The 26,875-nt window shown below is 70.2% G+C and carries 24 protein-coding genes and 1 pseudogene; 14 read left to right on the plus strand and 11 right to left on the minus strand.

Features of this window, described 5'->3' with window-relative positions; all coding sequences use genetic code 11:
• Both ACWENQ_RS37265 and ACWENQ_RS37270 read right to left on the minus strand, forming a co-directional pair.
• The gene (locus ACWENQ_RS37265; protein WP_452418426.1) at positions 1–1,332 is read right to left on the minus strand and encodes a hypothetical protein; all 1,332 of its coding nucleotides are present in this window, start codon (positions 1,330–1,332) and stop codon (positions 1–3) included.
• On the minus strand, positions 1,329–2,078 hold the full coding sequence (locus tag ACWENQ_RS37270) for a bestrophin-like domain (RefSeq protein WP_452418427.1): 750 nt from the start codon (positions 2,076–2,078) through the stop codon (positions 1,329–1,331). Before ACWENQ_RS37270 ends, ACWENQ_RS37265 begins: the two co-directional genes overlap by 4 nt.
• Positions 2,079–2,292: 214 nt before the next feature.
• On the opposite strand from ACWENQ_RS37270, the gene ACWENQ_RS37275 reads away from it, so the two are divergent.
• Positions 2,293–3,336, plus strand: a complete 1,044-nt coding sequence (locus tag ACWENQ_RS37275) for a serine hydrolase domain-containing protein (protein ID WP_452418429.1) — start codon at positions 2,293–2,295, stop codon at positions 3,334–3,336.
• A 228-nt stretch (positions 3,337–3,564) separates the two neighbouring features.
• Here ACWENQ_RS37275 and ACWENQ_RS37280 read toward each other — a convergent pair whose 3' ends face one another.
• Entirely contained in the window at positions 3,565–4,338 is a 774-nt protein-coding gene (locus ACWENQ_RS37280; RefSeq protein WP_452418431.1) for an NAD-dependent epimerase/dehydratase family protein, read from the minus strand.
• Positions 4,339–4,399: 61 nt separating this feature from the next.
• Between ACWENQ_RS37280 and ACWENQ_RS37285 the strand changes: the two genes are divergently transcribed.
• Positions 4,400–4,960: a helix-turn-helix domain-containing protein gene (locus ACWENQ_RS37285; RefSeq protein ID WP_354914456.1), complete on the plus strand. Its 561-nt coding sequence runs from the start codon at positions 4,400–4,402 to the stop codon at positions 4,958–4,960.
• Between the two features lie 4 nt (positions 4,961–4,964).
• Positions 4,965–5,690, plus strand: a pseudogene (locus ACWENQ_RS37290) (SRPBCC family protein); the annotation flags it as partial.
• Here the strand turns inward: ACWENQ_RS37290 and ACWENQ_RS37295 are convergent.
• The 3 genes from ACWENQ_RS37295 to ACWENQ_RS37305 form a co-directional block, all read right to left on the minus strand.
• A complete protein-coding gene (locus ACWENQ_RS37295; protein WP_452418433.1) occupies positions 5,656–7,905 on the minus strand; it encodes an MMPL family transporter in 2,250 nt (749 codons plus the stop codon). The pseudogene ACWENQ_RS37290 and the gene ACWENQ_RS37295 overlap by 35 nt on opposite strands.
• Positions 7,906–7,993: 88 nt before the next feature.
• A complete protein-coding gene (locus ACWENQ_RS37300; RefSeq protein ID WP_452418434.1) occupies positions 7,994–9,097 on the minus strand; it encodes a YeiH family protein in 1,104 nt (367 codons plus the stop codon).
• Complete coding sequence (locus tag ACWENQ_RS37305; RefSeq protein ID WP_354914462.1) at positions 9,097–9,231, minus strand: hypothetical protein; 135 nt, start codon at positions 9,229–9,231, stop codon at positions 9,097–9,099. Before ACWENQ_RS37305 ends, ACWENQ_RS37300 begins: the two co-directional genes overlap by 1 nt.
• Positions 9,232–9,652: 421 nt before the next feature.
• Here ACWENQ_RS37305 and ACWENQ_RS37310 point away from each other — a divergent pair, with 421 nt between their 5' ends.
• Positions 9,653–9,937, plus strand: a complete 285-nt coding sequence (locus tag ACWENQ_RS37310) for a hypothetical protein (protein WP_452418435.1) — start codon at positions 9,653–9,655, stop codon at positions 9,935–9,937.
• A gap of 121 nt (positions 9,938–10,058) precedes the next feature.
• On the opposite strand, the gene ACWENQ_RS37315 is transcribed toward ACWENQ_RS37310, so the two are convergent.
• A complete protein-coding gene (locus ACWENQ_RS37315; protein WP_449918344.1) occupies positions 10,059–10,664 on the minus strand; it encodes a hypothetical protein in 606 nt (201 codons plus the stop codon).
• Positions 10,661–12,052, minus strand: a complete 1,392-nt coding sequence (locus ACWENQ_RS37320) for a selenium-binding protein SBP56-related protein (RefSeq protein WP_449918342.1) — start codon at positions 12,050–12,052, stop codon at positions 10,661–10,663. The genes ACWENQ_RS37315 and ACWENQ_RS37320 overlap by 4 nt, the downstream gene beginning before the upstream one ends.
• 317 nt (positions 12,053–12,369) lie before the next feature.
• Between ACWENQ_RS37320 and ACWENQ_RS37325 the strand changes: the two genes are divergently transcribed.
• From ACWENQ_RS37325 to ACWENQ_RS37345, 5 genes are read left to right on the plus strand one after another with little or no spacing between them, the layout of a single operon-like run.
• A complete protein-coding gene (locus ACWENQ_RS37325; RefSeq protein ID WP_452418437.1) occupies positions 12,370–13,389 on the plus strand; it encodes an ABC transporter substrate-binding protein in 1,020 nt (339 codons plus the stop codon).
• Complete coding sequence (locus tag ACWENQ_RS37330) at positions 13,386–14,180, plus strand: ABC transporter ATP-binding protein (protein ID WP_452418438.1); 795 nt, start codon at positions 13,386–13,388, stop codon at positions 14,178–14,180. The genes ACWENQ_RS37325 and ACWENQ_RS37330 overlap by 4 nt, the downstream gene beginning before the upstream one ends.
• A complete protein-coding gene (locus tag ACWENQ_RS37335; RefSeq protein WP_452418440.1) occupies positions 14,173–15,024 on the plus strand; it encodes an ABC transporter permease in 852 nt (283 codons plus the stop codon). The genes ACWENQ_RS37330 and ACWENQ_RS37335 overlap by 8 nt, the downstream gene beginning before the upstream one ends.
• Positions 15,021–16,376 carry an LLM class flavin-dependent oxidoreductase gene (locus tag ACWENQ_RS37340; RefSeq protein ID WP_452418441.1) on the plus strand — a complete coding sequence of 452 codons (1,356 nt, stop codon included), beginning with the start codon at positions 15,021–15,023 and terminating at the stop codon, positions 16,374–16,376. The genes ACWENQ_RS37335 and ACWENQ_RS37340 overlap by 4 nt, the downstream gene beginning before the upstream one ends.
• Positions 16,373–16,879 (plus strand): flavin reductase family protein, encoded by a 507-nt coding sequence (locus ACWENQ_RS37345; protein WP_452418442.1) that lies wholly within the window; start codon positions 16,373–16,375, stop codon positions 16,877–16,879. Before ACWENQ_RS37340 ends, ACWENQ_RS37345 begins: the two co-directional genes overlap by 4 nt.
• Here ACWENQ_RS37345 and ACWENQ_RS37350 read toward each other — a convergent pair.
• A complete protein-coding gene (locus tag ACWENQ_RS37350) occupies positions 16,863–18,983 on the minus strand; it encodes a hypothetical protein (RefSeq protein ID WP_452418444.1) in 2,121 nt (706 codons plus the stop codon). The genes ACWENQ_RS37345 and ACWENQ_RS37350 overlap by 17 nt on opposite strands.
• A 544-nt stretch (positions 18,984–19,527) precedes the next feature.
• Between ACWENQ_RS37350 and ACWENQ_RS37355 the strand changes: the two genes are divergently transcribed.
• Complete coding sequence (locus tag ACWENQ_RS37355) at positions 19,528–20,124, plus strand: exonuclease (protein ID WP_452418445.1); 597 nt, start codon at positions 19,528–19,530, stop codon at positions 20,122–20,124.
• 110 nt (positions 20,125–20,234) lie between these two features.
• Here ACWENQ_RS37355 and ACWENQ_RS37360 read toward each other — a convergent pair whose 3' ends face one another.
• Positions 20,235–20,852, minus strand: coding sequence for a PepSY domain-containing protein (locus ACWENQ_RS37360; protein WP_452418446.1), 618 nt, complete (start codon positions 20,850–20,852; stop codon positions 20,235–20,237).
• Between the two features lie 410 nt (positions 20,853–21,262).
• On the opposite strand from ACWENQ_RS37360, the gene ACWENQ_RS37365 reads away from it, so the two are divergent.
• Together ACWENQ_RS37365 and ACWENQ_RS37370 are read left to right on the plus strand one after the other, a co-directional pair.
• A complete protein-coding gene (locus tag ACWENQ_RS37365) occupies positions 21,263–21,541 on the plus strand; it encodes a CopG family transcriptional regulator (protein WP_452418447.1) in 279 nt (92 codons plus the stop codon).
• Positions 21,538–21,963, plus strand: a complete 426-nt coding sequence (locus ACWENQ_RS37370; protein ID WP_452418449.1) for a hypothetical protein — start codon at positions 21,538–21,540, stop codon at positions 21,961–21,963. The genes ACWENQ_RS37365 and ACWENQ_RS37370 overlap by 4 nt, the downstream gene beginning before the upstream one ends.
• A 154-nt stretch (positions 21,964–22,117) precedes the next feature.
• Here the strand turns inward: ACWENQ_RS37370 and ACWENQ_RS37375 are convergent, their stop codons facing one another.
• Complete coding sequence (locus ACWENQ_RS37375; protein ID WP_452418450.1) at positions 22,118–23,143, minus strand: hypothetical protein; 1,026 nt, start codon at positions 23,141–23,143, stop codon at positions 22,118–22,120.
• A 708-nt stretch (positions 23,144–23,851) separates the two neighbouring features.
• Between ACWENQ_RS37375 and ACWENQ_RS37380 the strand changes: the two genes are divergently transcribed.
• Both ACWENQ_RS37380 and ACWENQ_RS37385 read left to right on the plus strand, forming a co-directional pair.
• The gene (locus tag ACWENQ_RS37380; RefSeq protein ID WP_452418452.1) at positions 23,852–24,025 is read left to right on the plus strand and encodes a hypothetical protein; all 174 of its coding nucleotides are present in this window, start codon (positions 23,852–23,854) and stop codon (positions 24,023–24,025) included.
• 451 nt (positions 24,026–24,476) lie between these two features.
• Positions 24,477–26,318 carry a DNA/RNA helicase domain-containing protein gene (locus ACWENQ_RS37385; RefSeq protein WP_452418453.1) on the plus strand — a complete coding sequence of 614 codons (1,842 nt, stop codon included), beginning with the start codon at positions 24,477–24,479 and terminating at the stop codon, positions 26,316–26,318.
• The last annotated feature ends 557 nt before the right edge of the window (positions 26,319–26,875 follow it).

The raw sequence follows: 26,875 nt of genomic DNA on the forward strand, positions 1-26,875 counted from the left end.
CTATCTGATCGCGCCGAACGCGACCGCGGTGGTCGAGGCGATCACCGTGGTCAGCACGACCAGGAACAGCACCGAACGCATCGGATTGCGCCGCTGAGGCTTCGGCTCCTCCGGCTTGGCGTGGACGTGTTGCGGCACGGGCGGCTTCGAGGGGGTCGGCGTGGCCTCCGGCGTCTTTACCGGTGGACGGGCGCGCACGGGCAGGACCGGTTCAGGACGGGGTGTGGGCCTGGACGGCTTGCTTCTCGGCCGGGTGGGGGCGGGGGTCGGCTCGGGCGGCGGCTGCGGCTTCGGTTCGGGCTTCGGTTCGGGCTCGGGCTCCGGGGGCTGGGGGGTGGGGGCGGGCGGCGTGGGGGGCGCGGGGGGCGGCGGAGGGGGCTGGCAGGCGTCCGGCCCGACCTGGACCACCACGTTCGCCACGCTGATGCACACCGCGATGCCGACGCTCACCTCGACCGCGTTGTCACCGGGGCCCGGTGCCGTCACGCTCACCCACCCCTGCTCGTCCGCCTCGTCCTCGGGCGTGACGTCCTTCTGGTGCACCGCCACCGGGCGGGCGCCCGCCCGGCGCGCGAGGCGCGGACCGTAGCCGCTCCCTGCGGCGCCTCCGCGGGCCCCGATCGCCGGGTAGGCGGTGACCTTCTTCCGCGCCGCGACCGCCGGGCCGGAGACGGCGCTGTCGTGCGCCATGCGCGCCGGGTATGCGGTGACGTTCTTCGAGGCCGCGCCTGTCACGTCGGCGGTGGCATTCCTCTGGGCGGTGGTTGCCGGGCCGGTGGTGACGTTCTTCTGGGCGGTGGCTGCCAGCTCAGGGGTGACGTTCTTCGGGGTCGTGCCTGTCGCGTCGGTGGTGACGTCCCTTTGGGCGCTGGTCGCCGGGCCGGGGGTGATGTTCTTCGGGGTCGTGCCTGTCGCGTCGGGGGTGAGGTTCTTCCGCGCCGCCACCGCTGGGGCGGAGGCGGCGGTGCCGCGGGTGCCGATAGCGGTCTTGCGGGAAGCGGTCACGGGGTGGGAGGTGGCGATCTCTCGGGCTGCGGTCACGGGGTGGGACGTCGTGGTGCTCTTCCGCGGGTTGAGGATGGCGGAGCCGGGGGTGGCGGACGTGCGAGGGGAGACGGCGGTGGAGGTGGGAAGGGCGGAGCCGGTGGTGGCGGACGTGCGAGGGGAGACGGCGGTGGAGGTGGGAAGGGCGGAGCCGGTGGTGGCGGACGTGCGAAGGGAGAGGGCGGCGGAGGTCGGGAGGGCGGGGTCGGGGGTGGCGGACGGCTGGGGCATGGTGGGCAGGGCGGGGCCCAGGCAGAGCGCGCCCGCCACCAGTGCCGCCGCCCTCACGCGCTCCCCGCGATCCGCTGGAACTCCTGCAGCGCGGCCTGCAACGCCTCAGGCCCCACCGCCAGCGCCCCCGCGAACGCGTGCGAGATGTCCCAGGTCAGGTAGATGCCGACGCCCAGCATCCCGGCCATCGCCATCAGCGGCACCAGGGTGAGTCCGCGCGGCCGCGCCCCCGCGAGGAACGGGAAGACGATCACCACGATCCCGGTCAGCACGGTCAGCCACAGCAGTCCCGCGGGCGGCGTGGTGCCCGCGTCGGCGGCCCTGCGGCTGCGCGATGCCGACAGCTCCTCGACCTTGTCGAGCACCTGCGCCTTGGCGTTCGCGTCGAGGTCGGCCGCGTCGATCCTGTTGCGCAGCGCGTCGAGGCGCGCTCCGCCCTCGGGCGACATCCGGCCCTCCGCCATCAGCGGCCATTCGTCGCGCACGACGAACCTGACGTAGTCGTTCAGGCTCTGCCGTATCCACATCTTGTCGGCCTCGGGCAGGTCGCCGGCGGCCCAGTAGGTCTCCACGGCCGCCTGGCCTTCGGCGAAGGTGTTCTGGCGGGCGGCGTCGGCCGTGGTCCACGGCACGATGATGGCGATCGCGAACACCAGGAGGAAGAGCGCCGACAGCATCGCGCCCGCGTGGCCGGTGGACGGGCCACCCGGGTCGCGGTCCTCGGTGCCAAGCTTCCTGAACAGGAAGGCGGTGAGCGCGACCACGGCGACGGCGGCCGCCACGGCGGCAATCAGGGCAAGCATGACCCAGACTCTAGTGACTACGGTGTGTCACGTCGCGAACACGCAAAGATTTTCTCCGCGGCGTGTCGAGAACGCCCGGCGGTGTCCGACCAAGGGGCATGAACTACCTACTGACGATCTCCATGAACCCGGAAGCCGCGGGCACGCTGTCCGACGAGCAGCGCGACATGCTCGTCGAGCTGACCGGTCAGGCGGGGCGGGAGGTGTGCCCGGCGTGAACACCATCCAGAAGACCATCGACGAACTGGTCGCCTCGGGTGCCGAGAGCGGGGTCCAGGTCGCCGTCTACCGGCACGGCGAGCTCGTCGTCGACGCCACGGCCGGCGGCCTCGCGCCGTCCGCTCTCGTCTACAGCGCCTCCACCGGCAAGGCCGTCACCGCCACCGTCGTCCACGTGCTCGTGGCGCGCGGAGTGCTGTCCTACGACACGCCGATCGCCGCGCTGTGGCCCGAGTTCGGCGCGCACGGCAAGGCGGCGGCCACCGTACGGCACGCGCTCACTCACACCGTCGGCGTGCCCGCCGTACCGGAGGGCACCACGGTCGAGGACCTGAGCGACTGGGACACGATGTGCCGCGGCATCGCCGGCTCGGTGCCGTGGTGGGAGCCCGGCACGAAGACCGGCTACCACGCTCACACGTTCGGCTGGATCCTCGGCGAGGTCGTCCGCAGGGCGACGGGCAGACCCGTCTCGCAGGTGCTCCGTGAGGAGATCACCGAGCCGCTCGGCATCGCCGACGAGCTGTTCCTCGGCGTCCCGGCCGCCGCGCTGGGCAGGGTGGCCCGCCTCGACGACGCGCCTGGCAACGCCGCGATCCTCGCCGCCATGGGCGACTTCCCCGGCACGCCCCGCGCCCTCATGCCCGGCGCGGACTACGCCAACAGGGCCGACGTGCTCACCGCCGACATCCCCGCGGGCGGCACCTTCTCCGCCCGCGCGATCGCCCGGATGTACGCCGCCCTGCTCGGCGAGGTGGACGGCGTGCGCCTGCTGTCGCCCGAGCACCTGCGCGAGGTGACCGCGCCCGCCTTCACCGGCACCGACCAGCTCATGGGCAACCCGGTCACGTGGGCGCTGGGCTACGCGGCGGGCCGTCCCGACGGCTCGCGCCCCGAGACCTCGTTCGGCATGGTCGGCATCAACGGGAGCGCGGCCTTCGGCGACACCGCGGCCGGGCTGGCGTTCGCGCTGACGAAGACCCGCTTCTCCCTCGCGGACGCGAGCACGGTCAACCAGGTCCTGCCCCTCCTGCCATGACCCGCCCGCCGCTCCACGTCCGGGCGCCAGGTCCCTGGAGCCCGGCCTCTGGGTCCTCGCCAGAGGAAGGAGCCCTGGAAAGCGGGCGTTGCGGCGAGTCATCCCCGCGGTCTTCCCGCGGTTTCGGGCACGGGGGACGGGTCGGTCGTGTCGGAAGCTCGGGGGTAGGGGTCGAGCCGCGGCTCCGGGGCGGGGGTCGGGCCGCCCCGGGGGTGCTTCCGCGCGGCCTCAGGTCAGGTGCCGCAGGGTGTACGCCGGGTCGGCGTAGGCGCCGCCCTGGAGTGCCGGACCTTCCGTGCCGCCGAGCGTGCCGGCGTACGCCTCGGCGTCGTCCTGCGGCTGGTAGCCCTCGCTCAGCTCCCAGAAGCGCCGCGTGTTGGCCGAGACCGCGTAGAGCGTGCGGAAGCCCGCGTCCTTCCGCGTGAGCGCGTCGACGAAGAAGCCGGCGCAGTCCCCGGGGCTCAGCCAGGTCGACAGCTGGCGCGCGTCGGCGGGTTCGGGTTCGAGGCTGCCGATGCGCAGGCACACGACCTCCAGGCCGAACTTGTCGGCGTACAGCCTGCCGAGGGCTTCGACGGCCACCTTGCTCACGCCGTACAGGCCGTCGGGGCGGGGCGGCATGTCGGGGGAGACGGTCACGGCGGAGGGGTAGCACCCGGTCAGCCGGTTGCTGCTGGCGAGCACGACCCGGGGCACGCCCGCGCGCCTGGCCGCTTCGAGGACGTGGTGGGTGCCCAGCACGTTGCCTTCCAATAGGTCGGGCAGCGGGGCCTCGTCGGGCACGCCCGCCAGGTGCACGATCGCGTCGGCGCCCGCGACGATGCCGGCCACCGTCTCGGGGCTGTCGAGGACGGCCTGCCGTACCTCCTCGCCGGGGGCCTCGGGGGTCAGCGGCCTGCGGTCGACGAGCACCAGCCGGGTGGCCGCCTCGCGCAGCGCACCGCGGATCGCGGTCCCCACCAGCCCGGCGGCTCCTGTCACTACCACGGTGTCCAAAGCCATGCGCCGGAGTCTGTCACGCTCATTGACAAGCAGGATTTTTACGTACAACATTGTTTTCGCAATGAGAGACGTCCTGTACCTGGAACAGATCGAGCAGGCCGAGGCCCTGCTCAAGCCGCAGCGCATCGAGGTGCTGCGGCAGCTGGCCGAGCCGCGCACCTGCACCGAGGTCGGCGCCCGGCTCTCCCAGACCCCGCAACGCGTCTACTACCACGTCAAACGGCTGGTGGAGGCCGGGCTGGTCGAGCAGGTGTCCGAGCGCAAGGTGCGCGGCATCAGCGAAGGCATCTATCAGGCCACCGCCCGCTCCTACTGGCTCTCGCCCCGTCTCGTCGGGCGCATCGGCGGCCTGAGGAAGGCGCAGGACGAGCTGTCGCTCGGCTACCTCCTCGACCTGATGGAGGAGGTCCAAGCCGACATCGCGGCCCTGGATCGCACGGCCTCCGAGCTGCCGTCCATCGGCGTCTCGGGGGAGATCAGGGTGCCGCCCGAGCGGCGCCAGGAGTTCATGAACGACCTGCGCGACGCCCTGCAGGACCTCTTCACCCGATACGGCGGCGCCGAGGGCGACGCCTTCAAGCTGGCCGTGGCCTGCTACCCCAAGGGAGAGACACATGACTGAGCCGATGACCCTGCGCGTCCGCGTCGCCGCCCCGGCCAAGCAGGTGTGGCACGCGCTGACCGACCCCGCGTCGCTGCGCACGTGGCTGGCCGAGCACGCCGAGGCCGACCTGCCCCACCGCTTCGAGTTCTGGGGCCGCCACACCCCCGAGGGCGACGCGCCGCACCAGCGGGTGCTGCGCGCCGACGACCGCTCCCTGACCCTGGAGTGGACGCTCGACGGCGAGGCCACCACCACCGAGATCTCCCTCGAGGAGGAGGGCGACGACACGACGATCGTCACTCTCAGGCAGAGCCACTTCGACTTCCAGGACGTGATCACGGGAGCCAGCATCAGGGGCGCCCTGCAGACGTACTGGGCGCTGTCGCTGGCCAACCTCGTCGACCACGTGGAGGGCCGCGAGCTCACCCCCAAGGTCGACTACACCTCGGCCGTCATGCGGGAGGAGGTCGTCATCGACGCGCCCATGTCCGACGTCTACCGCTCGCTGACCGACGGCGCGGAGGCGACCCGCTGGTTCGGCTACCCCATCGAGATCGAGCCGTTCGTCGGCGGCCGCTGGGCCATGGGCGGCTTCGACAACCCCGACCCCGCCAAGGTCGTCGACCTGGTCGAGGGCCGCGCGATGTCGGTCGACTGGGGATCGGCCGGCATCTCCAGCTGGGAGCTGGCGGAGTCGGACGGCAGGACCAGGCTCACGTTCGTCCAGTCGGGCTTCGACGCGGCCCGTCCGCCGCACGCGGCGTGGGGCGGCTGGCTGTCGGGTCTGGCGGAGCTGCGCCGCTACCACGAGCTGCCCGACTGGCGTCCGATCTGGCTCGAGGCCGCGTGACCCGAGCGTGCAGGCGGCGCAACGGCCGGGGCGCCCACCAGTTGGCCGCCCCGGCCAGCCGCATGAACGCGGGCACCATGACGGCCCTGATGACGGTGGCGTCCACGAGGATCGCCACCGCCATGCCGACCCCCAGCATCTGCACGAACACCACCCTGGCCGTCGCGTAGGCGGCGAACGACAGCGCGAGGATGGCCCCGGCGGCGGTGATGAGGGGCGCGCCGCGCTGCAGGCCATGGGCGACCGCGGTGACGGTGTCGCCGGTCCTGGCGTACTCCTCCCTGATCCGCTCGATCAGGAAGACCTCGTAGTCCATGGACAGCCCGTAGGCGATGCAGAACATCAGGATCGGGATGCTCGGGTCGATGCTTCCCGTCGGGGTGAACCCGAGCAGCCCCGACAGGTGGCCGTCCTGGTAGACCCAGACGAGCGCGCCGAACATCACCGCCATGCTCAGCAGGTTCAGCACGGTCGCCTTCAGCGGGATCAGCACGCTGCCCGTCATGAGGAACAGGATCACGAAGGTGACCGCGAACATCAGCCCGATCAGCGGCGGCAGCCGGTCCACCACCGAGGCGCGGTAGTCGGCGAGTTCGGCCGTGTAGCCGCCGACCAGCACCTCGAACGGCGCGGGCGCCGCGCGTACCCGCGAGACCAGCTCGATCGGATCGCCCTCCATCTGGGCGGCGGTGGGCACGACCGACAGCCAGGTCCCCTCTCCGCCGCGGAACCTGGCGGGGTCGCCGTCGCCGGCCCGCACGCCCCTGACGTAGGAGCCGGCCGCGGAGTCGACCTGCGCGACGCCGTCGAGGCGCGACAGCGCGGCGGCGTACGCCGCGACGCCCGTGGCCGGGCCGGTGGACACCACCTGGAGCGCGTCGGTCTCCTCGGCGGGGAACTCGGCCCTGATGATCTCCTGCGTCTGCCGGGCGGGCGCGCTCGGCGGCAGGATCCGGTCGTCGGCCACGCCGAAGTCCAGCCCCAGGAACGGCGTGCCGAGCACGATCAACGCCAGCGTGGCGGCGCCGCCGTACCGGAGGGGCCTGCGCATCACCCGCGTCGCGACCGCGTGCCAGAAGCCCACGGCCCGCTCGTCCCGGTCGCGCCGCGGGATCACCCGCGGTCCCACGGCCGCCAGGACGGCCGGCAGCACCACCACGGCGCCCACGACGCCGCCGATCACCACGGCGATCCCCGCGTAGGCGAAGGAGCGCAGGAAGCCGAACGGCAGAGCCAGCAGCACCGCCAGCGAGGCGGCGACCGTCGTCCCGCTGAAGACCACCGTACGGCCCGCACGGGCGACGGCGGCCACGACGGCGTCGTGCGGGGCGCGGCCCTGCCGTACCTCCTCGCGGAAGCGGGCCATGACGAACAGCGAGTAGTCGATGCCCAGCGCCAGCCCCATGGCCAGCGTGATGTTCAGCGCGAACGTCGAGACGTCGGCGAAGAGCAGCACGACGCGCAGCAGCGCCAGCGTCGTCACCATCGCGAAGACGCCGACCATGATCGGCAGCACCGCGCCGAGCACCCTGCGGGAGTAGAGCCAGAGCAGCGCGAAGACCAGCGGAAAAATGATCATCTCGGCGCGCAGGAAGTCCTGCCTGGCCTGCGGGACCGTCTGCCTGAACACCTCCTCGCCGCCGCCCGCGCGCACCGAGACGACCGCGTCGCCCTTGGTGACCTCGGGCACCAGCGCGGGCAGGATCCGCGAGCGGACCACGTCCGCGTCGCCGGGGATGCGCGCCACGACCAGCGCCCGCGTGCCGTCCTCGCTGCGCAGTGTGGCGGGGTTGCCTCTGGTCCAGTAGGAGGCCGCCTCCGCCACCCCGTCGAAGGCGTCCACCCGTCTGGTCAGCTCCCGTCCCGCCGCCGCCACGGCCGGGTCGTCCACGGTGCCGGTCGCGGCCGTGACGAGCAGGATCAGGTCGACGCTGCCGGTGCCGAACCGCTCGGCCAGCTCGGCCCCCGCCCGGTCGGACTCCGATCCCGGCGCCTCGAACCTGGCGAGCGACAGCGCGTTCACCGTCCCCGCCCCCAGCGCGCCCATGACCAGCGTGGCCAGCAGGGACAGCAGCATGACGAGGCGGCGCCGGCGGACGAGGAATGCACCCACGACTCACTCCAAACACGACGAATTACTCGTGTTTGGATTAATACAAGTCTTCGCTCGTATTTGTCAACGCGCCTCCGGCGATGCCCTCCTACGCGCCGGCGCTGAAGCCGCTGAACAGCAGGACCGCGAGTCCCAGCGCGACCAGCACGTTCACCACGGTGGCCGCGGCGAACACGCCGACCGGACGCCATCCCGCCTCCCGCAGCGAGGCCACGCGGAACTCCAGCCCGATGCTCACGAAGGCGAGGATGAGGAACCACACCCGCAGGTCGTTGGCCACCCCGACGACCTCCTTGCCCGCGGCGGCGGGGACGGTGGCGAGGTACCAGGTGGCGATGACCGAGGCGGCCACGAACCCCAGCACGAACTTGGGGAAGCGGCGCCACAACTCGATGGCGCCGGGGCGCTCGGCGTCGGGCCGGCGTTCGACGCGGAAGGCGAACCACGCGGTCAGGGCCACGACCACCACGCCGATGAGGGCGTTCTGCGTGACCTTCACGATGGTGGCGACCGCCAGGGCGTCCTCGCCGACGAGGGCGCCCGCGGCCGTCACCGCCGCGGTGGTGTCGATGTTGCCGCCGATCCAGGCCCCCGCCACCGCGGGGCTCAGCCCGAGCGTCGTGGCCAGTCCGGGCAGGATGAAGATCGACGGCAGCGCGAAGGCGATCACCAGGCTCGCGCTGTAGGCCAGCTGCTCCCGCCTGGCCTGGACGGCTCCCGCCGCGGCGATGGCGGCGCTGACACCGCAGATCGACACGGCGGCCGACAGCAGGGCGCGCAGCTTGTCGTCCAGGCCCAGCCTGCCGCCCAGCCACCAGGTGAACAGGAACACCGTGCCGATGAGCACGATCCCCTGGACGACGGCGGGCCCGGCGGCGGTGACGATCACCTTCAGGTTGATCGAGGCGCCGAGCAGGACGAGGCCCGTCTTGATGAAGAACTCGGTGCGGAAGCCGCCCGCCAGACGGTCCCTGAGCCCGGTGGCGGTCAGGACCACGTTGCCGAGCAGGCCGAGGGCGATGGCGTAGACGGGGTACTCGACGGCCTTGGCCAGGTCGGAGCCCGACCACCACACGGGGACGTTCCGCTCCAGGAACCTGGTCGCGGCGGCGAGGACCAGCACGGTCAGCACGCCCGCGGCGGGCCACACCCAGGTGGCGGTGGCCGGGGAGGGGAGGCGGGTGGTGCTCATCACGGGATCAGCCCCGCCGGGATCACTCCGGTGATGACCAGCAGGAGGAGGGCGAGGCCGACGATCGTGGCGGCCCAGTCCTCGTTGAGGGCGGCGCGGCTGTCGCCGTCGGTCCGCGTCTCGTGCTCGCTCATGGAATGCGCCTTTCTGTGGGGGGTGTGCCGGGGAGGGCGGGCGCGCGCCGGGAAGGCGGGTGCCAGGGGAGGTGGGGTACGCCGGGGGGAAGGGGGCGGGGCGCCTCCCAACGCCCCGCCCGTGGAGGACCCTTCTCGTGAGGCGAGCGACGAGAGGCTCGCGGTGGATCACATCCTTGACACTCGGCGATATTCCCCATGAAGTCAATAGGGAATACATGAAACCTTGCTCCACCAGCCAAGAGAAGGTGAAAGGCCATGCCGAACCCCGTGTCGGGGCCTACCGTCGAGCACATGTCGATCAATGAGGACGCGCGCCGTATCGGGGCGCTGGTTCCCGCTCCCGACCGCGCGGTGGTCGTGGCGACGCCCCCCGTCGCAGGGGAGGGGCACTGGGCGGGCGCGCCCAGCGCGGCGGCCGGTGACAGGCTTCAGCGCCGTGCGCTTCACCGGCGGCCTCGTCCAGGCCTTCTACGACGGGCGGGCGAGCGCGGCGGAGAACTACGAGGAGCGGACGGGCATCGCCGAGGGCGGCGACCCGGCCGACCTGCGCCCCGTCGGCACCCTGCCGGTCGCCGCCTCCCCGCACGCGGGCGGCGGCCTGCGTTACCTCGACCTGGTCGACCTGCCGGACGGGCGCACCCGCGTGTACTACGAGTTCACCAGGCCCGACGGCTCCCACGAACTGCTCACCGAGCTGCGCTGAGCGGGCCCGCTCGACGGGGTCGCGCGGGCCCACGATGAGCCTGGCGTGCGGGACGGCGACGCGGCCCCACCTCGGGGCCGCCGACGACGAGGAAGTCTGGCAGGCTCACGACGGATCCTCCCTACGCCTGCGCCAGGGTGAGCACCCCGGCGCCCACCAGGGCGACGGCCCACACCTTGTCGACGTTGAACCAGGCCCTGCGCAGCACGGTCAGCCCGACCACCTCGAAGACGAGCAGCGCGACCGCTCCCGCGACGGCGAACATCGCCAGCGTGTGGAGCGCGGCCACGCCCAGGCCCCCGGCGAGCGCGTGAGAGCCGTGTCCCGCGTGCTCGCCCTGGAGGCCGGTGAAGACCGGGATCAGCATCAGCCCGGCGCCGTGGGCCGAGGACATCAGGAACGACCAGCCCGCCAGCTGGAGGAGCGACAGGCGCATCCCCACCCAGCGGAAGTGCCGCCTGGACAGCAGCAGCCACAGGCCGTAGCCGACGAGCACCACGCCACCCGCCACCGACAGCACCGTTCCGGTGACCAGCGAACCCGTGACCGCGACGACCAGGCCGACCAACGCCACCGCGGCCAGGTGGCCCGCCGCGATCGCGGGAAGCGCGGCCAGCAGCCGGCTCCTGCTGCGCTCCTGCAGGCCGCGGGCGACGGCGAACAGCCAGCCCATCGCGGGGTTCAGACCGTGGAAGGCGCCCAGCAGGAGCGCCGCCGTGACCGTCACGGATAGCAGTAGGAGTCGGAGGAGGCGTCGCCGCCCTGCAGCCTGACCTGGTGCGGGCGCAGGCCGCGGAAGTCGTCGCCGTGCGGGAAGAAGCGCTCGTCGAAGGTGAAGGACCCGGTGTCGATCTTCGCCAGCCAGGCGCCCACGCCCTCGGGGTAGAACTGGTCGTCCCACGCGCCGTACAGGGAGTTGGTCACGTAGAGGCGGCTGCCGTCCCTGCTGACCTCCACCATCTGCGGGCCGCCACGCAGCGGCTCGCCGGGCGCGGCCGGGTGGGCGCGGTTGCCGACGATCCCGCCGATGCGCAGCGAGCCCAGCTCGACCGGCTTGAACGGATCGGCGACGTCGTACTGCTTGATCTCGCCCGTCCCCCAGCAGGAGACGTAGAGCCGCTGGTCGTCGACCGCCAGGTCGATGTCGGTGACCAGCGGCGGCACCGCCCCGAACGGCTTGAGCACGTCGGGCAGCAGGGCGGGGTCGGCCGGCTCGGCGGGGATGTCGATGACCTTGCGCACCTGCCAGCGGCCGTCCTCGTGGAACCACGTCCAGACCGAGGCCGACAGGTCCTCGACGCTGGTGACGACGCCGACGAAGCCGTAGGTCCTGGTCGGGTCGTGGGCGGGCCGCAGCTCCAGCGGCATCTGGTACTGGTCGCCGAGGTCGACCTCCTGGACGTGCCGGCGTCTGCGCAGGTCCCAGAAGTGCAGCCGGTGACCGTACTTCCGGCCGAGCAGCAGCTCGCCGACGACCCCGCCCTCGATCATCGACGGCGTGCCCCACTCCGAGGTGACCAGCACGTCGTGGTTGATGTGCCACCAGAAGTCGTAGGCGAGGTACTGCGGCCCCCTGTCGACCTCCCAGCGGCCGAGTACCTCGAAGGACTGGTGGTCGAGGATGGCGATGCCGCCGGGGCCCTCCTCGCCGTTCGCCCCGCCGAGCGCGGAGACGTAAAGGCCCTCGGGCCCGCAGTGCACGGTGTGCGGGCGGGAGTAGCCCGCCCGTGCGGCCAGTTCCTCCGGCTCGATGACCTTGACGATCTCGGGGCTGATCCGGTCCTTGGTGTCCAGGATGTAGATGCGTGAGGAACGCAGCCCCGGCACGACCAGGTAGCGCCGCTCCACGTGCGGGTGCGGCGCGTAGGGGCACAGCGCGCTGCTGCAGGCGTTCCACCCGAAGTGGTGCAGTTCGTCACCCGTGTACGGCAGGTCGGTCCAGCCCACCACGCGCCCGTAGCGCGAGGAGGAGGGGTCGGTGTCGAGCACGGCGATCGCGTCGGGCCGTTCGGCGCTGCGGTCGAAGGCGGCGACGTAGGCCAGGCGTTCGGCCGGCGCGGCGGCGGCGTCTCGGGGCGAGGGGTAGAAGGTGGGGTCGGGGGTCCAGAGTGCCATGGTCCCAGCATCTCCGATATCCCTACAAGGTCAATAGGTAATTATCTATGTAAAACCAGTAGGAAATATTTACTTTATGCCCGCGAGCGCGTAGGTTCGCCGGTATGAGGCAGGGTCCCTACCTGACCACGCGCCCGCACGTGGACCACGGCCACGTCGCCAGCGCGCAGTGTCGCTGATCACGGAGCTCATCACGCGTGCCGATCGCGCGCCGTTCCCTCCCGCGTGGCCGAAGGCGCCCGCGCGACCCACCGACGAACACTCCCCTGGCGTGCCCGCCCCGCCGCGGGCCGCCGTGCTCTCGTGAGGACACTCCCTTGATCAAGATCAGACACGCCCTGCCGTACGCGCTGGCCCTGGCGACGCTGGCCGCCTGCGCGACGGCCGAAGGCTCGGCCACCGGCAGCGGCGCCGAGACGACCGAACTGCGCTACCAGGGCAGCGCCGGCGCCGTCACCTTCCCCGAACTCGCCCAGGAACTCGGCTACCTCGGCGACATCAAGCTCACCTGGGTCGGCAACACCACCAGCGGACCCCAGAACATCCAGTCGGTCGCGACCGGCCAGACCGACATCGGCGGCGCCTTCAACGGCGCGATCATCAAGCTCAAGGCGGCCAAGGCGCCGATCAAGGCGGTCATCGGCTACTACGGCTCCGACGAGCGGAGCTTCAACGGCTACTACGTGAAGGACGACAGCCCCATCAGGACCGCCCGCGACCTGATCGGCAGGAAGATCGGCGTCAACACCCTCGGCGCGCACCACGAAGCGGTCATCAAGGAGTACCTCAAGCGCGAGGGGCTGACCCCCGAGGAGATCAAGCAGGTCGAGCTCGTCGTCGTCCCGCCCGTCAACACCGAGCAGGCCATCCGCCAGGGTCAGCTCGACGTCGGCACCCTCGGCGGGATCCTCAAGGACAAGGCGCTGCAGCGCGGCGGGCTGCGCCCGCTGTTCACCGACGTCGGCCTGTTCGGCCCGTTCACCGCAGGCGCCGTCGTCCTGCGCGAGGACTTCATCGCCGCCAACCCCCGCACCACCAGGACCTTCGTCGAGGCGTTCGCCAAGGCCGTGCGCTGGACGCAGACCCACCCCCGTCAGGAGGTGGTCGCCACCTTCCAGAAGATCATCGCCAGGCGCGGGCGCAGCGAGGACGCCACCGCCGTGACGTTCTGGAAGAGCTCCGGCATCGCGGGCGCCGGCGGCGTGATCGCCGACAAGGAGTTCCAGACCTGGATCGACTGGTTGGAGCGCGAGGGCGAGATCCAGCCCGGCCAGGTCAAGCTGTCCGAGCTGTTCACCAACGCCTACAACCCCTACGCCGGCGGGAGCGCCTCATGAAGATCGTCATCCGCGACGTGGGCAAGGTGTTCGACGTCAGAGGCGCCGACCGGCCGTTCACCGCGCTGGAGAGCATCGACCTCGACATCCGCGCCGGCGAGTTCCTCACGCTCGTGGGGCCGAGCGGCTGCGGCAAGTCCACGCTGCTCGACCTCATCGCCGGCCTGACCCCGCCGACCTCGGGACAGATCCTCATCGACGGCGTCCCCGTCACCGGCCCCGGGCTCGACAGGGGCATCGTCTTCCAGCAGTACGCGCTCTTCCCCTGGCGCACGGCCACCGGCAACGTCGAGTTCGGCCTGGAGGCCAAGGCCGTGCCGAAGAAGGAGCGCGCCGAGCGGGCCAGGCACTACCTGGACCTGGTCGGGCTGGCCGGGTTCGAGGACCGCTACCCGCACGAACTGTCCGGCGGCATGCGCCAGCGCGTCGCCATCGCCCGCAGCCTCGCCTTCGACCCCGACGTCCTGCTGATGGACGAGCCGTTCGCCGCGCTCGACGCCCAGACCCGCGAGTCGCTCCAGGAGGAGCTGCTGCACATCTGGCAGAAGACCGGCAAGACGATCGTCTTCATCACGCACGGGATCGACGAGGCCGTCTACCTCGGCCAGCGCGTGGCCGTGATGACCTCCCGGCCCGGCCGCATCAAGGAGACGCTCGCCGTCGAGTTCGGCTCCCGCGAGGGCGACCTGCGCGCCGAGGCGCGCTTCGGCGACTACCGCCACCACATCTGGGCCCTGCTGCGCGACGAGGTCGCCGCCGCACGCCGCGAGGAGGTGGGCTCCGTTGGCTGAGCTGACCTCGCCGGTCGCCCTGTCCGGCCGGCCCGCCCAGGCGCGGTGGCACGGCCCTTCCGACGCCGGCGCCCAGAGGAAGCCCAGGACCGGGCGGCTGTCGACGGCCGTCGAGCGCTCGGCCGCGATCGTCCTGCTGCTCGCCCTCTGGGAGGCGCTGCCGAGGGCAGGCGTCGTCGACCGGGTGTTCGTGCCACCGCTGTCGGAGAACCTGGTGGCCTGGTACGAGCTGCTGCTCTCCGGCCAGCTCGGCGAGCACCTCGGCGCCTCGCTGCTGCGCTCCTTCGCCGGATTCGCCCTCGCCATCGCCCTGGCCATCCCGCTCGGCCTGGCCATCGGCTGGTACCGGCCCGTGGCGGCCTTCCTCAGCCCCCTGCTCGAACTGTTCCGCAACACCTCGGCCGTCGCCCTGCTGCCGGTGTTCACGCTGATCCTCGGCATCGGCGAGACCACCAAGATCACATTCGTCCTCTACGCCTGCTCCTGGCCCATCCTGCTCAACACGATCAGCGGCGTGAAGACCGTCGAACCCCTGCTCGTCAAGTCCGCGCGATCCATGGGCCTCGGCCCGTTCCGGCTGTTCCAGAAAGTGATCCTGCCCGCCGCCGTCCCCACTGTCTTCACCGGCGTACGGCTGGCGGGCGCGTACTCCATCCTCGTCCTGCTCTTCGCCGAGATGGTCGGCGCCAAGGCCGGGCTCGGCTACCTCATCCAGGCCTCCCAATCCAGCTTCCGCATCCACGACATGTACGCCGGCATCATCACGATCTCCGCCATCGGCCTGCTGTTCAACCAGCTCCTGGTCAGCGTGGAGCGCCGCTTCTCGACCTGGAGGACCACATGACGAGAACCCACACGACGAGAAAACTGCACCTCAACGCCTTCCTCATGGGCGTCGGCCATCACGAGGCCGCATGGCGGCACCCGAGCGCCGAGCCGTCCAGGCTGACCGACGTCCGCCACTACCAGAACCTGGCCAGGACCGCCGAGCGCGGCACCCTCGACTCGGTCTTCCTCGCCGACGGCCTGGCTCTGTGGGGCAACGTGAAGCACAACGCGCTCGGCGGCCTCGAACCGCTGACGCTGCTGTCGGCGCTGGCCGTCGTCACCGAGCACATCGGGCTGATCGCCACCGTGTCCACGACGTACAACGAACCCTTCCACGTGGCCCGCAAGTTCGCCTCGCTCGACCACATCAGCGGCGGCCGGGCCGGCTGGAACATCGTCACCTCCGCCGGCGAGGCCGAAGCGCACAACTTCGGCGTCGAACGGCCGCCGCACGCCGAACGCTACGCCAGGGCCACCGAGTTCCTCGAGGTCGTCGGCAAGCTCTGGGACAGCTGGGAGGACGACGCCGTCCTCGGCGACCGCGCCGGCGGCACCTACGCCGACCTCGGGAAGATCCACCCGATCGAGCACGCCGGCCCCCACTTCAGCGTCCGCGGACCGCTCAACACCTCCCGCGCCCCCCAGGGCCGGCCGCTGCTGGTCCAGGCAGGCTCGTCCGAGGACGGCAAGGACTTCGCCGCCCGCCACGCCGAAGCCGTCTTCACCGCCCAGCAGACCCTGGGCGAGGCGCGCGCGTTCTCCATCGACCTCAGGAACCGCCTGCGCGCCCACGGCAGACGCCAGGAGGAACTGCTGATCCTTCCCGGTATCTCCCCGATCATCGGCTCCACCGAGGAGGAGGCGCGGCGCCTGGAGAAAGAACTCGACGACCTGCTCATCCCCGCCTACGGGCTCGTCCAGCTGTCCACCCTCATCGGCGTCGACCTCGACGAGGACGCCCTCGACAAGCCGCTCCCCGACGTCGGCGTCGACACCGAAGGAGCGCAGAGTCGCCGCAAACTCGTCGTCGACCTGGCCAGGCGCGAGCAGCTCACCGTACGCGCGCTACTGTCCCGCCTCGCCGGCGGGCGCGGCCACCGCGTGATCGCGGGCACACCCGAGCAGATCGCCGACGAACTGCAGGAATGGTTCGAGTACGGCGCCGCGGACGGCTTCAACATCATGCCGCCGATCCTGCCCGGAGGACTCGAGGACTTCGTCGACCACGTGGTGCCCGAGCTCAGGGACCGGGGGCTGTTCAGGACCGAGTACGAGGGGCGGACACTGCGGGAGAACTACGGGCTTGCCAGACCGCCGTCCCGGTACGCGGCAGCACCCGAACGCGAACTCGATGTGGTGGGCTCATGACCGACACGATGCCCGAGCGCGCCGTGGACGCCGACCGGTTCAGGAGGGCCCTGGCCGTCCACGCCTCCGGTGTCGTCGTGATCACCGCGCAGAACGGGGGAGTGCCGGTCGGGCTGACGGCCACCTCCTTCACGTCGGTGAGCCTCGACCCGCCCCTGGTCTCCTTCTACGTCGACCGAGCCTCCGCCACCTGGCCGTGGCTGGCCACCGCCGACCACTTCGCGGTCAACGTACTCGCCAGCGACCAGGCCGAACTGGCCACGCGGTTCGCCCGCAAAGGCATCGACCGGTTCGCCGAACCCACCCGATGGCGGCCGGGCGAACTCGGCGCGCCCCTGCTCGCGGACGTGTCCGCGCACCTGATCTGCCTGCCGTACGAGAGGGTGGACGTGGGCGACCACATCCTGGTCGTCGGCCTGGTGGCGGAGGCGGACATCCACCACCGGGGCCGTCCGCTCCTGTACCACCAGGGCAGCTTCGGCCGCTTCACCGCCCACCCCTGAGCACGTCGTCTGGCCGGTCCTCGTCGTTCAGATCCGGGCGCGGACCGGCAGCCCCGTCCCCGCCCACGCGAGCCTCCGGGGCCGGGTGGGACCTCTCACCTGGTGCGTCCGCCGGATCGTCCTCCCGGCCGCCTGGGCGGGGGTCCCACGGCGAGTTTCCCCTGTCATCCCCCTGACCCGGCCCCCGGCCGGCGGGCGAGTGGGCCACGTCGGTTTCCTGGCCCGGTCGGGTGTCGTGCGGCCCGTTCGCCATGCTCTCCTGGCCTGGATGGGACTCTTGCGCCGTGCCGAAACCCTGGCCTGGATGGGACTCTTGCGCCGTGCCGAAACCCTGGCCCGGCTGGGACTCGTGCATCATGTCGAGACTCTGGCCCGGGCCGGATTCTTGTGTCGTGTCCAGACCCTGGCCTGGCCGGGGCTCCTCCGTCGCGTCGAGACTCCGGCCTGGCCAGGGCTCCTCCATCGCGTCGAGACTCCAGCCCGGCCAGGGCTCTTCCATCGCGTCGAGACTCCGGCCCGGCCAGGGCTCCTCCCTCACGTCGACGACCTGGTCTGGGCGCGGCTCCTCCGCGGTGTCGACGAACTGCTCGGCCGAGTCGCCCTCCGGTTGGCCGGACGCCCTCTTGAGGCGGTCGGCACCCTCACGGTCGCCCTTCCCCGCCTGGTCGGCGCCGCCGGACCGATCCCCGTCGGGCCGGTCCGTGCCGAGCCGATCCGCGCCGGGCCGGTCCATGCCGGGCCGGGTCGTGCCGGGCCGGTCCACGCCGGGCCGGGTCGTGCCGGACCGATCCGCGCCAGGCCGGTCCGCGCCGGGCCGGCGATCTTCCGCCTGCCGTTGTTCGCGCGGCTCCGGCAGGGGCCGTGCGCGTCGCACCCGGTCCCGCTCCGGCTCATACGCGTGCACCCTCGTCTCGCCGGCGAACGAGCTCGGCGGCAGCCGCCTCTGGCCACGCGACGGGGATCCTCCCGTGCCCGCGCTTCCACCACCGCCACCCGCCATGGGCGCGATCGGCGGCACCAGGTAGCCGGGGTAGCCGGGGAAGCCGCCCGCCTCCCGCCCGCCACCCCCGCTCCCCAGGACGTGCTCGCCCCCGCGCTCCCGCTGCCTGCGCGGCGCCCTCGCACCGGCGGCGGCGACGACCCCTGGCAGCAGGGTCTCGACCTGGTCGGGCAGCATGCCGTGCGCGACGGCCAGCTGGACGTTCAGATCCCGCAGGTAGTCACGTGCCCGCTCGTGCGCCCCGGCTCCCATCGACCGAGCCCAGCCGTCGCCGTCCCCCTGCTCGGCGCCGGCCTCCTGCCCGTCGGGATCGAGGACGCTCTCGAAGTTCAACTGGTACTGCAGGAGCACCCCGGCCAGCCAGCTCATCGTCTCGCCGGTCTGCCCGCTCACATGGGCCAGCGCCCGGCAGGTCGCGTGCACCTTGCGCATCCCTTCGAGCGCGAGCTCGGAGGTGTGACCGCGCCACGCGTTGGCCAGCTCGCGGGCCCGCCCCTCGAGGTCGCCCTGGAGCTCGGCGAACCACATCGCCAGGTCCGAGCAGAGCGTGCCCTGCGCGGCCAGCCGTAGCGGATCGACGGAATCGAGACACTCCTTGACGCTGGACGCGTTGTACGGCGAGACGTCCTCGTCCTCCCACGGCTGCTTGGTGTCGACCACGTCGTGCCGGAGCCCCATACCGTTGATCGAGTTGTCCAGCAGCGGGCGCTGCTCCACGGCCCGGTCGTAGTTGTCGCCGGAGGCGTACAGCAGGCCGCCGAGGTCGGCGTAGCTGCGGTGAACGGCCACGGCACCCCGCTTGAGCGCGTCGTCGACGGTGATGAGGACCGTTCTGACTGCCTGCATCGAAGCCCACCAGGCCCAGTCGGTGAAGTCGTCCAGCAGGAGCCCGCTGAAGCGGGAAGGGAGCCCCTCCCACGTGTCCGCTCCGGGGTCGGGGTTGCGTCCACCACCGAGGTCGGTCCACATCGCGGTGCCGATCGTCTTGAGCCGGGTGTGGTCCACCTCGACGTCCGCCCGGGGAGCCGGCCAGTCGGCTGACAGCTCGGGATCCTCGCTCCACGCGTACCACGGCTTCGACGGACCTGGAGGGTCTGGTGGCATGGGGGGTGCCTCCGCTGCGATGGGGTCGATCGCCTGAATGCATACATGTTATGTATCTACGTGAACGAGATGTGAAGATCCCGAAAAATCACCCTAAGTAATGACGGGCAGCGGCTCGGTGCTGACCCGTGGCAACGTGACGATCGCCGGGTTGCAATCGGCAGGCGTGACCCGCACCCCCTGCCCGGCCGCCACCTCCGCCAGCAGGACCGCGTAGCCCGTGACACCTTTCCGAAATGCTGGGAGGCTGCTCTCGGGCGAAAGGTCGCTTCGGGGCTCTTCACCTCGGCCGGTCCGCCCGACAAGAGGGCGGAAGGCAACGGCATCTCCACCCACTTCCGCGAGACGGACCGGATCACCACTGGGCACGGGAGCGCATGTGCAGCTGAGCAGCGAACGACAAACGGTGCATCCGCCTCGCCTGCGAGCGGGATCCCTTCCCGCCGACGAGGTCGAGGAATCGCGGCGCCAGATCCTCGACGCCGCAGCGGCTGTCGGGGTCACCGTGACGGCGCAGACTCGAGCCGCGAGCGCGTAGGCGACCATGGCCAAGCCTGACCTGTACTTCTCCGTCGACGTGGAGGCCGACGGACCGATCCCGGGGCCGTACTCCATGCTGAGCTTCGGACTGGCCGTCGCCGGAGCGTTCGACGGCGCCTCCTTCCAGGCGATGGACCCGGCCAAGGACACCTTCTACGCCGAACTCCAGCCGATCAGCGAGACCTACGACCCGGAGGCGCTCGCCGTAAGCGGGCTGGACAGAACCCGGTTGATCGTCGACGGGCAGGCGCCGCGCGACGCGATGAACGCGGCCGCCGCCTGGATCGCCCGCTGCGCCGACGAGGCCCAGGCGTCGCCGGTGTTCGCCGCCTACCCGCTGGGCTACGACTGGATGTGGATGTACTGGTACTTCATGACGTTCGCGGACGAGGGCTCACCCTTCGGCCACTCCCGATGCCTGGACATGAAGACCCTCTACGCGGCCAAGGCGTCCACGCCCATCGTGCGTTCGACGAAGCGCACCATGCCGCCCCACCTGCTGTCCGCCAGACCTCACACGCACAACGCTCTGGACGATGCCGTCGAACAGGCCGAGCTCCTGCAGAACCTCATGCGGTCACCAGCCCTTGGCGGAGGCTGACAGTAACCTTCGGCCAGACATTGCGCGGATCCCTCGAAGCCGCGATGCGCAGGCGGATGATCGTGAGCGTGTTCGTACAACGACAGGATTGGGCGGCAGCGAGCGAGGGTTCAGCCACCCTCCTTGGTCACGTCGCCGGTCGTGGCGTCGACCTTGACCCCGTGCCAGGTGCCGTCCGGGGTGACGACATCGGCGTCCCAGACGAGAGTGTTCTCGTTGTACCTGTCCAGGCTCAGGTGGGTGATCTTGCCCTCTGGCACTGCCGAGGACACCTTCTCCACCGCCTCCTTGAAGGTGACCTTGGCGTCCTTGGCGATGCTCATGACCCTGCCCTTCTCTGTCTCGCCGGTGTCCTTGACCCGAGGTTCCGAGACCACCTTTCCTGACGCGTCCACCTCCATCACGCGTTCCGTGCCGTCGGGCCCCGCCAGCTGGATCTCCCAGAGCTGACCGTCGTTCTCCGCCTGGACCGAGAGGATCGTGGAGCCCTGGACGGCGGCGACGGCCGCGGCGCCCGCCTTCTCGAGGCCCGCCATGCCGCCGGGTTCCTGGCTGGGGTCGCCCGGAATCTCCGATGGTGACGCGAGGCCGGCGATGGCACCGCCCGCGGGCGCAGCCTCGACGGCCCTGGACTGGGTGGCAGCGCTCCCACAGGCTGCGACCGCGAGCAGGGCCGAGCCGGCGAAGACGGAGCGAATAATGCTGGTTGCCCGTTTTCTGTCACTCATACTGCTGACGCTGCCCGAGCCTCGACAAAGCCAAGCCCGAAAGTCGGGCAATTCGGCCGAGAGTCCTTATTCGGGCCCCACCGATTCGCCAGTGGTGCGCATGTCTCTATAAGACGATCGACTGAAGCGCTGTCAGCCCCCAACTGATCGCACGGAGTTCGCATGCCAAGACGCTGGACAGAGCGACGTGCAGCCCCTGTCTCGGTGCCCGTAGTCGAACCCCGCTCATGGGAGAGCGAGCGGATCCCCTTCCTTGTAGCGAACATCGAACGACCAACGGATCACCCGAGCGCCTATCCGGTGCGGCACCAGATCGAGTTCGGGCGGGTCGGCTACGGCTACCACGTGGGCGACTGTAAAGCGCGCTGACGTGCTAGTAAGGAGGCGAATACCAGAGTATGGTCACTGGTTTGGCGACCAAAAAAGTGACGGTGACGATCCCCGAGGAACTTCTTGAGGAGATCCGCGCGGATGCGGCTGAACGGGGTCTGTCGGCGTACGTCGCCGAGGCGTTGCGCTTCAAGCGTGACCGAGACCGGCTGCTGGAGCTGGTGAACTGGCTGGAGGAAGAATACGGGCCGGTCACCGATGACGAGCGCGCAGCGGCAATGGAGGAGCTGGAAGATCTCGACGCCGAGCACGAGCGCCGCCGTACCCGCGGAAAGCGCAACGCAGGAGAGGCTGCGTGAGCAAGCCGAGCGGTGAGCGCGGGCAGCAGCCGCTGCGGATCTTCGTGCTCGACTGCGAGGCCATGTCCCTGGCTGTACGGGGCGACCGGAAGATGATCGCCTGGCTCGACCTCGCCACCTGGGCCGAGGGGGAGGCGGTGACGTCTCCGATGACGATGGTCGAGGCGTACGACGGCAGGATCACCGAGCAACGCTGGGACTGGGTGCTCTCCCGGCTCAACATCGCCGACATCGGGAAGGACCAGGCCCGCCAGGCCCGCCGGCTCCTGGCCGATGCCAAGCTGCACGGGCACAAGTACGCGATCGACGCCGTGCTCGCTGTCATCGCACGACAGCAGAAGGGGCACGTCACCGTCTTCACATCAGACGTGGACGACCTTGAGAAGCTGGTCCCGGACTCGATCGTCGTCAAGAAGGTATGACCTCCCGCGTTGCTGACACCAGGCGTGACCCTTCGTCGGCACGGTCTCGGTTGAGGTGTCCGATACGCCGGCGGCAGAGCGGACGGGACCCCTGGCGCCGGCCATAACGTCGGTGCGGCCCGCAGGGCTCACGATGGACGCTGGGTCATGGTGGTCAGCGGCCGCGGACCGATACCGGGAACCATCGGTTCGCGATGATCTGGACCTTCCCCTTGCCCTTGGCCGGGATGTAGGCGAGCAGCTCGTTGCGCTCCGCGCGCCTCATCGAGGATCGCACCGTGGACGGTATGCCGAAGCCCTTGTGCCAGTCTCCGAAGTTGGAGCTCTCCCAGATCATGCCGTCGTTGCGGGTCTTACTGCGGTAGGAGTGCTCGATGTCGACACCGAACCAGACCAGAGCTCCACCGGATTTCGTGCGTACGGCGTACACGGCCGTGCCCGCGTCCTTGGCCCGGCTCTGGCCCGCCCAGCCGTTGCCCTGGTAGGCGTTCCTGTTGTCGATCAGCGAGCGATACGGGGACCTGATCAGCCGGCCGAAGGCGAACAACGTGGCCGACGGGCTTCGGGTGCCGCGGGAGATGACGTCGGCGAGTGCGGTGGCGATCTCGCCGGGCGGCAGGGCAAGGCTGGCATCGTCGCCGGCCACCACCTCAGGGAAGTCTTCGACGTCAACCCCCGGCGCGAGGGGTCCCTTGGTCGTGGCCGAGAACGGCGTGTACGCCACCCGCCACGGCCCGCCCTCCCGCTCCTGCACGAACACCAGGATGTCCCGCGAGGCCGGCTGCGTACCGCGGTCGGTGGCCGCGGCGAAGAACCATCTGGGGTAACCCGAGAACCTGGGCGCGGCCGCCAGCCCGGCGGTGTACTTCACCCGTCCGAACTTCAGGCCGTTCCGCTTGTACACCTCGTATTGCGCGGTGTGGATCTGCAGCGCCGATCCCGTCTCGACCTTGCCGGCCAGCTTGCTGTCCAACCGGCCGTTGGCGCTGTTGATCGCCAGAATGTACCGCTTGAGCACATTCGCGGCCGCCGAGGCGGCGATGGCCGGGGTCGGCGACGCCGAAGGCGAGGGGCTGCCGGTCGGAGACGCCTGGCGTCCCCTCGCCTGCTCGCCGCCGTCGCTGCACCCGCCGCTCGCCGCGACAAGGAGCGCCGCCGTCACCACGGCAGGGAGGGCCATCCGCATTGATGTTCTCACTTTCGACTGTCTTGATTGCCGGTCGACGACGTACTGACCTGACAGATGGGTGCAGGAAGAGCACCTGGGCTGTTCCTACGCAAGCCGCATCCACCACCTCTTGGTAGATCGAGGCTGGTCGAATCTGCACGGTGCCGACCTCGCCTCGTGTGCCATAGGACCGCAGTCCGGCGTGCCGCACAGAGCGGCGAACGTCGTCGTTACGACCCTCGTGGGCCCGGGGCGCCGGCTGCGGCCGCCGCCATGGCCGCGCTCCCCCCAGCACGGCAGACGGTTCAGCGGCCGGGACGATCTGAGAACTGATGCTGCCAGGCTCGGCATCGCCGTTCAGGGGAGTCGGCTTCCTCGACGGGGGCGTCGGTGTCAGGCTCCCGTGAGCCGCCACCGTCTTCTTCTATGGACTTCGGTGCGGGACTGCAGTCCTGCAAACAGCGCTCCAAGTGGGCCGCGTTCACGGGCCGGAACGGCGTCAGCGGGCGCCGCCGCCGTACGCGAGGTAAGAGTGCCGCCCACCAGGAATGAGCTTGACGGCGAAGTGGCGCGCATGCCCTGCCCGGAGACGGCGGACGCTGATATTTCGCATGTCATTGTCCTTGTCTGTCGCCCGTCGGAGGGCAGGAGCAAAGCAGATTGGCCCAGTTGATGTCCAATAGCGATATCAGGAGAAAACCGATATCCAACTCCATATAGGTGCTGGTCCAGCCAGTCAGCCAGAACCTGAAAGGCTGCTCGACAGTGGCCTCAGCAGCCTGGCTGGTCCCGGTGGGCGCGCTGGCAGGGACGACCACGATCGCGGTCAGGAAGACCGATGCCTTCCAACTGACCCATGGCAAGCCGGTGGCTGTCACGCTGGCTGCGGGCTAACAACGCCCGGAGTTCTTCCACCGCACCGGCGTACGCCCCGATCGGGGCGTGACGCTGAGTGACCGGTTCGTCGGCGAAGCGCAGGGCGGCAGGGCCGGTTCAGACGTTCTACGCCATAAGCGTCATTGCGCGGTCGAGACCGGGCCTGGCTTGATCGGCCAGCCCTCTGCTCGGCGTATTGCCTGTTCCAGTCGCCCCCAGATCATACATGACTCCTTGCGCGCGACGATCAAGCTTGAGAGTAACCGCTGCGCGCCGTGGGCCCCTGATTGGCTGATCGGGCACTGTATTGAGTGAAGATCCCGGTAATCTCAGGACGTATCGGTGATGCGGCCCGACGGGCTTCCGCTCTGATGGCGGACACGCCCCCATACCGCACGAGTCTTTCGTGCTGCCTGGGGGTAGATCCGTGGCCGTTTTCCGGCATTCGGCGGAAAGTCTGGTCCAGCTGGTGTCCGAGTCGGTGCCCGAGCGCGTCCTCAGCGATGTGATCGCCGACTACCTGCGCGCCACCCAAGGGATCAACCCAGGCAAGGGTGAACGCAGGTCCTGGGACCGGAGCATCCCGATTCTGGCCCGTGATCTGGTCGAAGCCGGACTGGGTGGCGTTGAGATGCTCATCGAGTACCAGCTCCCGTTAACCAGCAAGCGGGCCGACGTCATCCTCGCCGGGCGCGACCGGCGGACGGGAGCGGACTCCTATCTGATCGTCGAGCTCAAGCAGTGGAGCCAGGCCGAGCTGTACGAGGACGACGCCGACCTGGTTCTGGTGTCGGGCATGGGGGATCGGCCCAAGCTTCATCCCGTCGTGCAGGTGCTGGGCTACTGCGAATACCTGGCCGATTTCGTCGGAGCCCTGGATCAGCACAGGAACGCGGTGCGTGGGGTTGCTTACCTGCACAACGCCAGCGATCCGGACATCCACGATCTCTATGACCACGTCGAGGACGAGCGCAGCCGGCTCTTCAGCAAGACGCGTCGGGGCCAGTTCGTCGACTACCTCAAGGCTCAGTTCGCGCCCGAGTCCGGGGCCGCGGCGGCCGATCGCCTGCTGTCCAGCGCCATCCGCCCGTCCAAGCAGCTGCTGAAGGTCGCCGCGGGAGAGATCAAGAATCGCGATCAGTTCGTTCTGCTGGCCGAGCAGCGTCTGGCGTACGAGATGGTGCTGCACGCGGTGGAGAAGGCACGGGCGGGCAACTCGAAGCAGGTAGTGATCATCACGGGAGGACCCGGCTCCGGCAAGAGCGTCATCGCGCTGTCCCTGTTGGGCGAGCTCTCCGACCGCGGCTACTCCGCGCTGCATGCCACCGGCTCGCGCTCCTTCACCGAGACGATGAGGCGCGTTGTCGCCAAGGGGTCGACCCGGATGAAGGCGATGTTCAAGTACTTCAACAACTTCATGACCGCCAAGCCCAACGACCTCGATGTACTGATCTGCGACGAGGCCCACCGCGTTCGCGAGACCTCAGCCAACCGGTTCACCAGGTCAACCGAGCGGACGGGCCGGCCGCAGCTGGACGAGCTGATCGCCGCCGCGCGGGTGCCGGTGTTCCTGCTGGACGAGCATCAGGTGGTACGGCCGGGCGAGATGGGCCGGGTCGCTGACATCACGGCATATGCCCATTCTCTCGGCCTTGCCGTACACCAGGTCGATCTTGACGCGCAGTTCCGCTGCGGCGGGAGCCGCACGTACGAGGAGTGGGTGCTGCGGCTGCTGGGCCTGGACGGCGACGCTCCGGAGGTATGGACGGGTGACGACCACTTCGCCGTTTCCCTCGCCGAGTCGCCGTACGAGCTGGAGGCCCTGCTGAGGAGCAGGCTGGACGCGGGGTACTCGGCGCGGATGACGGCGGGGTTCTGCTGGCCCTGGAGCGCCCCGAACGGGGATGACAGCCTGGTCGCGGACGTACGGGTCGGCGATTGGACGCGACCGTGGAACGTCAAGGGTGACAGGGCTGTGGGGAACGCTCCGGCCAGCGCCTTGTGGGCCACCGCACCCGGCGGGTTCGAGCAGGTGGGGTGCGTCTACACCGCCCAGGGCTTCGAGTACGACTGGAACGGTGTGATCTTCGGCCCGGACCTGGTGTATCGAGACGGCAGGCTGGTCACCGTTCGCAGTGCCAGCAAGGACCCGGCTCTGGTGCGGAAGGGGGTCAGTGACGAACAGGCGGACCGGTTGATCCGCAACACCTACAAGGTGCTGCTGACTCGCGGCATGATGGGCACCGCTGTGTACTCGGTCGATCCGGCGACGCAGGACTTCCTGGCGAAGCTGCTGGAGCCGCGCGTATGAGTGCCCCTACGGAATTCGGGGCGCCCATCTGTCCCGTTCGATAGCACCTCATCCCTGTACCGATCGGACTGGCAAGGACGAACACTGCCGAACTGCTGGAGCCAGTCAACTCGTGGCCCTACGGCTGCATACGGGTGCCCTGGGGGGATATCGAGGCTCTGCAAAGCAGAAGGCCTGCGGTCGAGAAACCACAGGTCAGGGCCTGAAATACCCTGGCAGAGATCAGTGTCCCGGCAGGATTCGAACGTTCAGCACCCGCTTTAGTCTCCAATCTCCCCTGGCGGTGGAGGCCGTTCGGGCCTGAAAATCGGGGTGGTTGTCCGCGGACGTCGTATCTCCTTGGTCGTTGAGGTCGTGCTTTAGTCGGACGCCGGGAGCCGCGCCTGTGGGCCTTTCACTGTTGCTGCGAGCACGCGGATCAGATTCGCTTACCGTCCCCTTGCGGCTCCCGCGGGCAACCACCCCTAGATGACTGATTCCAAGCCGTACGGCTGAGCGTCAATGGTCGTAGGCGGTGAGGGATCGGGCGGTGGGCCGGCCGGTCTTGTCGTTGTGCC

It is taken from the genome of Nonomuraea sp. NPDC004354 (assembly GCF_053602555.1).